This is a genomic window from Okeania sp. (assembly GCF_035285525.1).
Classification (GTDB): Bacteria; Cyanobacteriota; Cyanobacteriia; order Cyanobacteriales; family Microcoleaceae; genus Trichodesmium.
This window is the reverse complement of sequence record NZ_JAYKGW010000009.1, coordinates 1-12,456: the sequence shown is the minus strand read 5'-3', so window position 1 is coordinate 12,456 and position 12,456 is coordinate 1. Positions and strand designations below refer to the sequence as shown.

General features: G+C 36.2%; 11 protein-coding genes and 2 pseudogenes. 6 read left to right on the top strand and 7 right to left on the bottom strand.

What is annotated here, in order from left to right; translation table 11 throughout:
* The 3 genes and pseudogenes from VKJ25_RS00855 to VKJ25_RS00845 all read right to left on the bottom strand — a co-directional run.
* Nucleotides 1-248: pseudogene (locus tag VKJ25_RS00855) on the bottom strand (L,D-transpeptidase); the annotation flags it as partial.
* 528 nt (nt 249-776) lie between these two features.
* Nucleotides 777-1,685, bottom strand: coding sequence for a sulfotransferase-like domain-containing protein (locus VKJ25_RS00850; protein WP_324234737.1), 909 nt, complete (start codon nt 1,683-1,685; stop codon nt 777-779).
* Nucleotides 1,654-2,040 (bottom strand): SET domain-containing protein-lysine N-methyltransferase, encoded by a 387-nt coding sequence (locus tag VKJ25_RS00845; RefSeq protein WP_324234736.1) that lies wholly within the window; start codon nt 2,038-2,040, stop codon nt 1,654-1,656. The genes VKJ25_RS00850 and VKJ25_RS00845 overlap by 32 nt, the downstream gene beginning before the upstream one ends.
* A 111-nt stretch (nt 2,041-2,151) precedes the next feature.
* On the opposite strand from VKJ25_RS00845, the gene VKJ25_RS00840 reads away from it, so the two are divergent.
* Nucleotides 2,152-2,736, top strand: coding sequence for a GNAT family N-acetyltransferase (locus tag VKJ25_RS00840; RefSeq protein WP_324234735.1), 585 nt, complete (start codon nt 2,152-2,154; stop codon nt 2,734-2,736).
* Between the two features lie 413 nt (nt 2,737-3,149).
* Here VKJ25_RS00840 and tgt read toward each other — a convergent pair whose 3' ends face one another.
* Together tgt and VKJ25_RS00830 are read right to left on the bottom strand one after the other, a co-directional pair.
* Nucleotides 3,150-4,262, bottom strand: coding sequence for a tRNA guanosine(34) transglycosylase Tgt (tgt, locus tag VKJ25_RS00835; protein ID WP_324234734.1), 1,113 nt, complete (start codon nt 4,260-4,262; stop codon nt 3,150-3,152).
* A gap of 82 nt (nt 4,263-4,344) precedes the next feature.
* A complete protein-coding gene (locus tag VKJ25_RS00830) occupies nt 4,345-4,794 on the bottom strand; it encodes a hypothetical protein (protein WP_324234733.1) in 450 nt (149 codons plus the stop codon).
* 967 nt (nt 4,795-5,761) lie between these two features.
* Here VKJ25_RS00830 and cobS point away from each other — a divergent pair.
* The 3 genes and pseudogenes from cobS (at nt 5,762) to VKJ25_RS00815 (ending at nt 8,053) form a co-directional block, all read left to right on the top strand.
* A complete protein-coding gene (cobS, locus tag VKJ25_RS00825; protein WP_324234738.1) occupies nt 5,762-6,526 on the top strand; it encodes an adenosylcobinamide-GDP ribazoletransferase in 765 nt (254 codons plus the stop codon).
* A gap of 239 nt (nt 6,527-6,765) precedes the next feature.
* A pseudogene (locus tag VKJ25_RS00820) lies at nt 6,766-7,035 on the top strand (glycosyltransferase); the annotation flags it as partial.
* A 412-nt stretch (nt 7,036-7,447) separates the two neighbouring features.
* Complete coding sequence (locus VKJ25_RS00815) at nt 7,448-8,053, top strand: Npun_F5749 family FMN-dependent PPOX-type flavoprotein (protein WP_324234732.1); 606 nt, start codon at nt 7,448-7,450, stop codon at nt 8,051-8,053.
* 204 nt (nt 8,054-8,257) lie between these two features.
* Here VKJ25_RS00815 and cysE read toward each other — a convergent pair whose 3' ends face one another.
* Nucleotides 8,258-9,001: a serine O-acetyltransferase gene (gene cysE, locus VKJ25_RS00810; protein ID WP_324234731.1), complete on the bottom strand. Its 744-nt coding sequence runs from the start codon at nt 8,999-9,001 to the stop codon at nt 8,258-8,260.
* 338 nt (nt 9,002-9,339) lie between these two features.
* Between cysE and VKJ25_RS00805 the strand changes: the two genes are divergently transcribed.
* Together VKJ25_RS00805 and mrdA are read left to right on the top strand one after the other, a co-directional pair.
* On the top strand, nt 9,340-9,498 hold the full coding sequence (locus VKJ25_RS00805; RefSeq protein WP_324234730.1) for a hypothetical protein: 159 nt from the start codon (nt 9,340-9,342) through the stop codon (nt 9,496-9,498).
* 453 nt (nt 9,499-9,951) lie between these two features.
* Nucleotides 9,952-11,742 carry a penicillin-binding protein 2 gene (mrdA, locus tag VKJ25_RS00800; protein ID WP_324234729.1) on the top strand — a complete coding sequence of 597 codons (1,791 nt, stop codon included), beginning with the start codon at nt 9,952-9,954 and terminating at the stop codon, nt 11,740-11,742.
* A gap of 463 nt (nt 11,743-12,205) precedes the next feature.
* Here mrdA and VKJ25_RS00795 read toward each other — a convergent pair.
* On the bottom strand, nt 12,206-12,456 hold a 251-nt coding region (locus VKJ25_RS00795), incomplete at its 5' end, for a PPC domain-containing protein (protein ID WP_324234728.1).

Sequence of the window (12,456 nt, the reverse complement as noted above, 5' to 3'; positions counted from 1 at the left end):
TTTATGACTAAATAAGTTTTTTCATTAGGTTGAATATAAAGTTTATTTAGAGCTTTTTTTCTAATTATTGATTTAGGCTTTTTTTGTGGTTCAGACTCGATTAAATCTGTGGCATTTGTAGAAATTCTTGGTTGATTTTGGATCGGAGTAGAGCCATGAACTTTTTGTTGTGTATAATTGAGGAAAATGACTATTCCTAAACTTAATAATATTAGTCTTTGTAAATTACTTAAATTGAGATAAAACATAGTTAATAATTAATAATTAATAATTAATAATTAGGGCTTACGCAGAGACGCTATATGTAACTTCAAAAACTATTGCACAATAGTTTTAAAACTATATAGCAATGTGCGCACTTAATATTTACAAATCACAGGAACTGTCCAATAGCTAAAAGTCTTATGTTATAAGCAATTTATTCCTTCTGTTCCCACCTTCTGTGTTCCCAGTTCCCTGCGCACAGCGCTATATATAGGGTGTATCAAATATTCCTTGGTGGTGCATTATCCTTACAGCGCTTTTCACTCTCGATGAACCACATCGTCATAAGTAAAATCTTGTAGGGACGTTGCATGCAACGTCTCTACTGTGGTTTACTGATATGAAAACTGCTGTATGGGGACTTACGCAAAGAAACCCGATTTCTGGTAGAAACCGGGTTTCTAGGGTAACTGTGTAAGTCCTGTTAATAAAGTGATAATTTTACATTCAATCTATCCACTTTAACCAAAATATTTGATTATTTAGCTTGATACTCTTCCCAAGTCAAGTGATCACACAAGACGATATTCGTATAGTTCCCTATATATTTCCTTATACTTAGAAAGGATATCGTGAAACCGTTCCGGGATATCATCAGTTTTCGGCTTGTAGGGGTAAAACTCCGTTGAATTTCTGACTGTATCATACCACTGATATTTAGACCAACTATCATTTGTCGGATTACCCTGAGACCAATTTAGCATTACATCTGCAAATTCAACCTCTACAGCTTCGCAAAGTAAAGACAAGATACGGCGAGGATTTTCTTGTAAATCACGAGCATCAATTACTGGCGGAATTTTACCTGTACGATCGCGGATCATCTCAAACACTTGCTTTAGTCTGATAATTCCGATAGTCTCTAATGTGGGATTAGGCCATAGCTTAAGATAGGAAAGAAGCATATCTTGTGGTTCGCGAATCAGAAAACAATTTGTTAATTTAGTAATCCAATTGAGATCGATATGTGGTAGAAGTCGATAAACCATGAATTTTTGATAATAGATTGACTTTCCATCTGGAATTAAACCAGTTGTCAGTTGCTCCACGATCTTCACCCAATCTGTTTCATAGTTGTTGAGGACTTCATCCATTCCTGGGTCTTTTCTACCACTACATAATCGATAATGTGGATAAAGTGGCTCATCTTGTATAAAAGTATCTAGTCGATTTCCCCAAGAACGCATCATAACTGTAGAAAGGCATCGTGGACAAGCCCACATACCAATACGTTTAATTTTAATTTCCATTGAATTAAATTTCTCTTTTTGGTTATTATTTATGGCGATATATGAAGTTATAGCTACTCTAATTACTTCAGTACGATCGCCAAACATTTTAGAAAAAACTAATTGAATTACAAGTAAGATATAACTGATAATTAAACCATTAAACGAACTTGTTCGCCTCCGAATACTCATCAATATTGGTGTAGAATAGGGTAACTTCTTCACCTACTTTAATATCTTTCTGGGCAATCAAATGTGACCATAAACCTACTTCATTTTCAACCCACTCCACACGAGCATTAGGATTTTTGGCATGATTACAAAAAGAAGCTAAACCAAACACAAGATATCTGTTAACATTGTGACTTTTACTATATTCTAATGGAGATACAAAGTAATACTTAAAGATTCCTGTTTGATCTATGGTTGTTTCTGGTTCAAATGGAAAAACCTCTACAGGAGCAACTTCTATTAATGTTCCTTGAGGAATATTTTGTGTTGTAATAATTCCTCGTCCTTTGTTAGAAATTTTTTTGACTTCAATCATTAATTATATCCAAAAAATTAATCTAATTTACAATATTTTAGTGTACTATATATTAGAGATTAAGACACTTTGTTAAGTTTATTTTGTTAAATCTAAGGTATAAATAAAGTTATGAATCAAAAAATATTATTAGAGCAAGAACATAAAGCAACAGGATTCAAGGTTTTTTTAACTTGTATGGAAGATGAGCATATCAAACATTTAATCAAGCTTGCTCAAGACCAAAGTTTAATAGATTTACTTGGTTGGAACCCCTTCTTTGAACCCGATAATACAGAACAATTCATAGAAGCAATATCAGATTGTACTTTGCCCTATTCTCGAAAAAGTCAACCCTTAGTATTAGGAGTTTACTTAACTCCAGAAAGTTTACCCATCGGATATGTACTATTAAAAGGCTTTAATATGGATTTGTTAACCGCTGAAACTGCTGTAGCAATTTTGGATAAAAAATATAGAAATAAAGGATATGGGAAACTAGCATTGAAAAGACTAATGATTTATGCTTTTGATGAATTAGGTATTAAAAGAATTGGAGCAACAATTCTATTATCAAATAATAGCTCAATTAATATGGTTAAAAATCTGGGATTTGTAGTTACAGAAATCAAGAATAAATCATGGGAAATGCCTAATGGAGAATTGGCAGATCTGGCATTCATGGAATTGACAAATGATAGTATTAGGCGCAAGTAATACTAATTCCCATGCATTATTGCTATACTTGAGGAGTATTTCAGTAATCAAATAATTAACACAAACCAAATCATTTTTTGCCAATTTTAGCTAAGTTAATGTGGATTTTTCTGATGTTTACTTCTCCCTTACTCCCTTACTCCCCTACTCCCCTGCTCAATCAAATGTAGAAAACTTTTTGAGAAATGGTATAAGATGTAGGGGCGAGTCATTCGCCTCTACATTCTTGCTGTGACTCAATTTAAGAATCACCAGTTGGTGGTGCATTACAAGAAGAAACCGGGTTTAGGGCTTCGCCTCTGGAACTTGGGAACATCTTGCTCCCGTACCAAATATTCCTTGGTCTTGCATAATAAACCCGGTACGAGGGTAGAAACCGGGTTTCTGAGTTCCCCTCTTTCTCTCCACACTCCTCACTCTTTATTCTCCAACCAACTAGCAAGCTCAGTGGTAAAACGATCACTTAAAATAGCATCCCGAATACTTTCGGTAAAACGAATCAACTCAGTAACATTATGCAGAGACAAAAGAGTAAAACCTAAAGCTTCCTTAGCTCTCACCAAATGAGCAAGATAAGCACGACTAAAATTTTGACAACAATAACAAGGACAAGACTCATCCAGTGGAGCAAAATCTTCTCTAAACCTAGCATTTTTCAAATTCCATCGTTCCCCTTTTACCAATGCTGCTCCATGTCGCCCCAAACGAGTCGGTATTACACAGTCAAATAAATCTATACCCGAAGCGATCGCTCGTACCATTTCTTTATGAGTACCAACCCCCATTAAATATCGAGGTTTATTCTCAGGTAATAAAGGAGTCGTCACTTTCACAATATCATCTATCAACTCCCCAGGTTCCCCCACACTTACCCCACCAATAGCATAACCAGGCAAATCCAAGTCTACCAACTGACGAGCTGCCATAGAACGCAACTCCTCATAAACCCCACCTTGAACAATACCAAACAAAGCTTGATCCTGACGTTGATGAGCTGCCATACAACGCTGTAACCATCGGTAAGTGCGATTCGTTGCCAACTCCACCTCCTCCCGACTCGCTGGATAAGGAGGACATTCATCAAAAGCCATAATCACGTCCGCCCCTAACTCATTCTGGATTTGGATCGAACGTTCTGGAGTTAAATTTATTATTGTACCATCTAGAGGCGAGCGAAACTTAACACCATTTTCACTAATAGTTCGGATATCTCCTAAACTAAATACTTGGAAACCGCCAGAGTCAGTTAATATTGGTTTGCTCCAAGCCATAAATTTATGTAAACCACCAGCACCAGCAACAATACTTTCTCCTGGTTGCAAATGAAGATGATAAGTATTAGCCAATATCATCTGCGCACCCGCTGCCTCTAACTGAGCAGGTGTGAGAGTTTTTACATTGGCTAAAGTCCCTACAGGCATAAATCTAGGTGTATCTATATTGCCATGAGGAGTCGAAAAAACACCAGCACGAGCTTTTGTATAGCTACAACGAGCCTGAGAATGGAAAGAAAAGCTTTGGGACATGGGATAGTAATACTCTCTAATTAATTAGAAAACTTTAATACATTTTCGATCTATCCCTGATTTTTTTCTTTTTAATTTCAACTTAGAATGGACAATCATCATCATCCACCAATACATCCCAATTAGATGACAAAACTTGATCCATCACTGCATCAAAAGCAGCAGCATTAATATTTCTGGTATTTTCTTCTTCCATGGGGTTTGACAAAGGAATTAGTCTTAACTGTCGTCCTTCATTAACTAAATCAAAATATGTTTCTTGACATGGGGACTTGCCAAGTTCGAGATAGTCAAAACTATGTACATTCAAGTACATAGAGTGATTGGCAACTAAGGTTGACCTTTGATGATCCGCAAATACTTCTAATATATATCCTTCTCCCTGGCTTTGAACTTGGCCATCTTGAGTATGGATGTAATGGACTTTGCCTAAATCTATTAATAGTCTTTGCATATCACGTTTGTTGACAATAATTCCACTGTCAATGATGCAAGGTGCAGATACCCTGTGGTTAAAATTTTTGGAACTCATATATCAAGAGCCTCTGATGTTAGTAGATATTTATCAGAACAATTTTTTTTTGTTCTTTTTAGATGAGATAGTGCTTTTTATATACCAATTTTGACACAATTTATCTAAATGTTAACCAACAATATCTTCTTTAGCACCATTCTCTAACTTTTAGATTCTTTCTAACGAAGTCAGGAATGGAGGATGTCAGGGTGAATGGCCATTACCCCTAAAGAAGTTAGAAAATTTTTATGCTTAATATTTTCCTTAGAATTTGATGAGTGAGTAAAGGTCATTTCAGTTATCAGTTAGCCTCCTATGGTCGGAACTGCGCAATTCATTAGAGAGTGAACCTCTGACTTGAGTCTGAGCCTTGAAATACTGAGTTAAATATTTTTTCATCCCCGAACCAGGGGAGGCTTTATACCTCGTTTTTTGGTAAATATAGCAATGTGCGCACTTAATATTTACAAATTGCAGAAGATGTCCAAGCAGCTCATAGTCTTATATTATCGGCAATTTATTCTCCCTATTGCTCCCATACCTATTGTCTGTTGCGCGGTAGCGCAGCACTATAAAGATAATTTATTATAGTCAAATTACAATTTTTATGCTACTTGTAATCTTACAACTTGATGTGCTAAATGTCGGTTATAGGCCATTAGTCCCTACACATAGTGCATAATTTTTCCCCTAGATGTAGTGCATAATTTCATTTTTTGCATAATTCCTGAAAAAGTAATTTTTACTGCTCTATAACCCTCATTACTTTTACCATAAATCTCTTTTCTCAACTGGATTTAGTATTATTTATAGGACAGGACTTAGCCAAAGCAACGCAATTTTGTCATTACCAACGACAGCGTTTGCAGAAGGCAGAAAGAAGCTTTTCTGCTATTTTTACCTTGATTTTATACACGCACGGTGTCCGAAAAATCCGATGCCAACAGACATGATACAATTTATAATTTTTTGGTGATAAATATTGATACAAATAATCAGAAAAATTTTGGGAAAACTTAGTGCAGGTATTGCTTTTTATACCTGTATACCAATTCCTCATACTTGGGATTTAGATTTTCAAGGTATTGCTCGTTTCGCTCCATTAATTGGATTAATAATAGGAGGTATTTTAGGAGTTATTGATATAGGATTACAAATTTTAGGAATGCCGATACTCACTAGATCGACTTTAGTTATTATATCTGGAATTATTGTAACTGGTGGTTTACACTTAGATGGGGTAATGGATACTGCTGATGGTTTGGCAGTACCCGATCAAAAACGCAGACTAGAAGTCATGACAGATAGTGCGACCGGAGCTTTTGGGGCAATGGCAGCGATCGCTCTACTACTACTAAAAATTACAGCTTTAACAGATTTAGATAGCGATCGATTTTTCATATTAATGGGAATAGCAGGTTGGGGAAGATGGGGTCAGTTAGTAGCGATCGCTAGTTATCCCTATCTCAAACCAACTGGAAAAGGAGCTTTTCATAAACAAACAAAATATTCAATTTGGGATTTTCTGCCAAGTCTACTTTTATTAGTAAGTCTTAGTACCATCCAAATTTTATTAAACCCTAAAAGTTGGTTACTAGCTTCTGGGATGGCAATAGGAGGAATAGCGATCGCTCTGCTCACAGGTGCTTGGTTTAACCGTTGTTTGGGTGGTCATACTGGCGATACTTACGGGGCTGTAGTTGAATGGACTGAAGCATTATTATTGTGCGTTTTGGTGACTTTGGAGTAGGACTTACACGGGAGGAACCCGGTTTCTTGTCAAAGCCGGGTTTCTGGGTTCGTCCACACAGGAAAGATACCCGCACTGGATAAATTTAATTATTAATTATGATTGGAATCTGCTATAAATGATAACTGATAATTGATAAAATGCTGAATATTTCTATTATTATTCCTACCCTTAACGAAGCAGCTTGTCTACCAATTACTCTCAAAAATATTTCTTTATTTAATCCTCCAGCAAAATAAATATTAATACTAGATAGTTATAGCGAAGATGAAACAGTTTCTATTGCTCTTTCCTTTGGAGTTCCTGTTATTTATTCACATCAACGTGGACGTTTTATACAAATAAATTTAGGTGCAAAAATAGCAACAGGAGGAATACTCTGTTTTCTCCATGCAGATACTATAGTTCCTCATAATTTAATTACTATAATTTCCCAAACTTTAGTAAATAAAAATATTGTTGGTGGTGGACTTATTTCAATTATAACTAATTCCCAAACTACTCGCTGGGGTACTTCTTTATATAATTATCTTAAAACTTTTTATACTCCCCTAATTTTTCGTCCTCATTTATTTTTTAAAGGTTTGCGAGTTTTGTTTGGAGACCAAGTAATTTTTAGCCGTCGAGCAGACTTTTGGAAAGTCAGTGGTTTTAATACTAATTTACCAATTATGGAAGATGCTGACTTATTTTGAAAGTTAGTTAAACTCGGACGAATTTATTTAGTAAATAGATTTGTATATAAAGGGCGATCGCCCTGTAACTAAACGGGGAGTTTTCCAAGCAAATTTAATTTATTTATTGATTGTTTTTTTATGGGGTTTTGGTGTTTCACCTACTTTTCTTAAAAGTTTTTATCAAGATATTTGGTGATAATGGATAATGGATAATGGATAATTGATAATGGATAATTGATAATTAATGGAATTTAACCCAATAGAAAAAGAAGAACTAGCCCCTTGGCGATCGCCCTTAACTAGAGCGCTATATAAAAACCAAAGCCTTACATACAGTCGTTATCTCCAGTTAGCAACAGTTACCCCAGAAGGCAAACCAACAAATCGTACTATTGTATTCCGAGGATTCTTAGAACAAACTAATCATTTAAAATTCATTACTGATAGTCGTAGTCAAAAAATAGAGCAAATAGAAAAAAATCCTTGGGGAGAAATCTGTTGGTATTTTCCCAAAACTAGAGAACAATTTCGCCTCAGTGGGAAACTTATTCTCATCAAAGCAAATAATCCTCATCCCAAACTTGCTCAAGCAAGACAAACTATATGGCAAGAAATTTCAGATAATGCCAGACAACAATTTACTTGGCCTCATCCATTAGAAACTAAATTAGAAGCTAGTGCTTTTGAATTACCTCCACCAAATTTAGCAAATCCTCTATCTAATTTTTGCTTATTATTACTTTGTCCTACAAAAGTAGAGCATTTAGAACTAAGAGAAAAACCACAAAATCGCTGGCTGTATCAAATTGATACTCATAAAACTTGGTCTACTCAAGCCATGAATCCATGACATCTTTCAATAATTAATAATTAATAATTAATAATTACCCCTCTCAGTTGATTGGATATGGTAACGTCTCCTGCTCTTTCTTGCAGAGAGAGCCACTTCATTAACGCCATATCCAATCGACCAAGAGAAAGTTTCATTCAGTATTTCCAGCTTTTTACTTCATATTTGAGGTACTGATAACTGATAACTGAAATAACGATATGCTTAAATTCCTGAGCCATCTAAAAAAACTTGAATTTCTCGATCTTGAGAACTATGATCGAGATGACTTAAAGAAGATTCAACATGAGACTTAACCAAAACGGACTTTGATAATTGACCTTGTAAACTTTCCAATTGTTGCTCAAGAGTATCAATTCGATCGACCAAAGCACGAATAACTCTAGCCTCAGAGTCAGGCAAACTACCATGTTCTAAAGGATGTACCTTAACTCCAGAACGATATACAATTCTACCCGGTATACCCACCACTGTACAACTAGAAGGAACATCCCTCAGCACTACAGAACCTGCACCAATACGAACATTATCACCAATATTAATATTACCGAGAACTTTTGCACCTCCGCCAATAACTACATTATCTCCCAAAGTCGGATGTCTTTTACCGCTTTCTTTTCCTGTACCGCCAAGAGTTACTCCTTGATAAATTAGGCAATAGTCTCCTATAATGGCAGTTTCTCCAATCACAACACCCATACCATGGTCAATAAATACACCTTGACCAATAACAGCTCCAGGGTGAATTTCAATCCCAGTCAAAAAACGGCCTATATGAGAAATTAAGCGAGGGAGGAAAGGAAGTCTCAAAGAATACAAGCTATGGGCAATACGATGAAAGACTAAAGCATGAAGACCAGGATAGCAAGTGATAACTTCCAACCAGTTACGAGCAGCAGGGTCTCTTTCAAAGATAATTCGGAAGTCAGCTAAAAGGGTTTTAAACATAAGTAGTGTTTTCTATTTTTAGTTCAATTACTTCAACAGGTTATTTCAAATTATGGTTTATTATACTTGAATCTAAACTAAAGAATTTGTTTAAATGTGTCTCAAAATAGTTGTGATATCATGTCCGGTTGAATAATTAGACTTTGGTGGAAGGAAGGCAAAAGAGAAGGGAGCTATGCTGGAGGCAGAAGCTTTTATGCCATTTCCACCTTGATTTTATAGACGCACGGTGCCCGAAAAATCCGATGCTAGCGGACATGATATGATAAATTATAGTTTTGATATTTAGTTGGTTTCTGATTAGTTGTTTATAATGTAAATTAAAATATTACCTAGTTATGTCTTTATTTATAATAACTATAGTATTAATATTTAGTTGGTTATTGACAAATGTTTTTATTGTAGAACCAATGGACTTGATACAATGGCTACATATTCCCCGGTGGTTATGTCTATCATTAATTTTTCTAATTATTTCTTGGTGTTTAGGAGATTAGTCTTTAAGATATAGAACCCCTAAACGGGTCTCTAAAATTAGTTGGGGAGATGGGGAGATAGGGAGATAGGGTGATGGGGTGATGGGGTGATGGGGTGATGGGGTGATGGCAAACATATTTACCCAGTCAAAATTTGATTGATTATACCTCATAACAACGAGAAGCACTACATCAACAAAATATTATAATTGTTTATGCAGCATTTCCTGGGGAATGCTTACCTTTTTTTCTCCTACTCTTGGCAATTATTCAATCATTATTTACCCTTTAATAATGACTACGGTATTTAATTAAAATCCAATTATCATCAGGACTAAAGCCACGCGAACCCAGAAACCCGGTACGAGCGTAGATTCCTACTGTTCAAAACAACGATTTCTTGTAGAAACCGGGTTTCTTTGCGTAAGTCCAGATCATCCTGAAAACCCTATTTAATCTATAATTCAATAAACTATGGTCCGCGAATTTTCCTATTTTTCTGGGATTCAAATCAAAGAAAATAATAACCTCTCATATAAAGAACGTCAGGCACGTTTAATCTACCGAGCAGTTATTATGATCTTATTAAGCACAACCGTTATCGGTATACAAGTGAGTCGTTTGGCTCAATTACAATTAATTCAGGGTAAACATAATAGGGCGCGAGCAGAAAACAACCGCATTCGACCAATTCCAGTCCCCTCAAATCGAGGACTAATCTTAGACCGCAACGGTAAACCTTTTGCATCTAATCGTCTTCAGCATTCTATATATTTATGGCCAAGAGAACAGGTGAGAGAACAATGGGAAATTACTGCTGCTAAACTTAGTCCCATTATTAATATGCCAGCCCACAAAATTTTGGAAAAAGTAGAAGAGGCTCTGATTTCCGGAGAAAGAAATGTACATCTTAGCTATCAAGTTAGTCGTAATACTTTTACCCTTCTACAAGAAAAGGCTGAAGAATTTCCTGGTGTAGAAGCTAGAGCTGAATCAACTCGTTATTACCCCCATGGAGAAACAGCATCTCATGTGATTGGGTATCTCGGAGAAGTTACATCAGCCGAATTAGGGGCTAACCCAGAATACCAACTGAGAATGATGGTTGGTAGGATTGGGGTAGAAGCTAGTAGGAATGAACAACTTGCTGGAAAATGGGGTCAGCGGATGATAGAAGTTAATGCTGAAAACCGAGAAATAGGTATTTTTAAAGAAGAAGAACCTCAAAGTGGAGAAACGATAAAGTTAACTCTTGACCTAAATCTGCAAAAAGCTGCAGAAAACGCTCTTGGTTCTCGTAAAGGAGCAGTAGTTGTTCTGGATGTTAATACAGGGGAAGTTTTAACAATGGCTAGCTATCCTAGATTTAACCCCAATGTATTTACAAAACCTATGGCTGAATCAGAATGGCGGAGTCTTCATAGTCAAGAGCAGTCTTTTGTCAATCGAACTATCCAAGGTTATCCCCCTGGAAGTACTTTTAAGGTAGTTACTTCTGCTGCTGCTATGGGGTCTCAAAAGTTTGCTCCAGGCTCAATTATCCAAACTTCTGATGCTGTCTATATTGGAGGTATGAGTTTTAATGAACATAGTGGGGGCTATGGGCCAATTGGTTTTAGAGCTGCATTAGCCTATAGTAGCAATACATTTTTTTATAGGATTGGTATGGCTATTGGTAATAAAGAGATAGCTAAGTGGGCATATAAACTTGGTTTAGGAGGAAAAAATATCAACCTTCTGGGTATACCGGTTACATATAATGGTTTGATTCCTACTGAAGAAGATAAACGTCAAATTTATAACGATCGTTGGTATTTGGGTGATACAGTAACGATGGCAATCGGTCAAGGTCTGGTTTTGGCTACACCTTTAGAGTTGGCAGGTGCAGTGGCAGCGATCGCTAATGGAGGAAAACAGGTTAAACCTCATTTATTGGCGGATCAAACTAATTATCCAGAGATTCAACCTATTCCTACGGGGTTGAAACCAGAAGAAGTTAATATAATTAAGGAAGGAATGATTGATGTTGTTTATCGTGGTACGGCCAAAAATCTGAATGATGGTAGTATTCCACTGACGGGAGGAAAAACAGGTACATCAGAACTAATTGGACAAAGGTCTCATTCCTTGTATGTGGCTTTTGGCCCTGCGAACAAGCCAGAAATAGCGATCGCTGTGATTGTTGAGAATGGCGGTTATGGTTCTCGTTCTGCAGCTCCAGTTGCTAAACAGGTTTTTCAATATTATTTTGGGAACAACAATTGATCTAAGTAGGAGATACAATAAAATTAAAAACCATGTTTTTATTTTTCGATTGCGGAAATACCTTTGAACAATAGTATTAATCCGCTAACTAAAATTATTATCGCTAAACTACCAATCAAAAAATCAAGCCAGCTAGTATTTTCCATAATAAAATTGAAACTCTTCAATAGTTAAGATATCAGATTGATTTTGTTATAGTCAATATTTACAGCGGAGAAATCAGTAAACCACAGTAGGGACGTTGCATAAGGGCGTCCCTACAAGATTTTGGTGATGATGATGTGGTTCATTCATTTGAAAAGGGTCTCAACAAAAACAATTAGACGATGGGAAGTTGAAGGACTGCTAACTACTGAAGCCGAATAATTGGACACGGGCTGTAGGGTTTGCGCTTCTTCAGTTTTTTTTTCAGGAGATGGGGCGATATCAAATCCGATACTACCGGATTTTATCTGACTCCTCTCTACAATAAATCAACGCTCAAACGGTAGGAGGTACGAGCGCTACCTTGAGGATACACTCGCACAAAATAGGTTCCTGGTTCTAATGCTGTGACTATACTTTCTCGTTTGATGCCATCGTTTTTGGACTGGTTTATTAATTCTTCACCGCTGCCATATAATTCAATGTTGGCATTTTTTAATAAGTCATCCACCACTAATACTAATGTTCCTTCTTCTTCTATTTGGAAACTATAGAAGTCGTTGGTGTTCC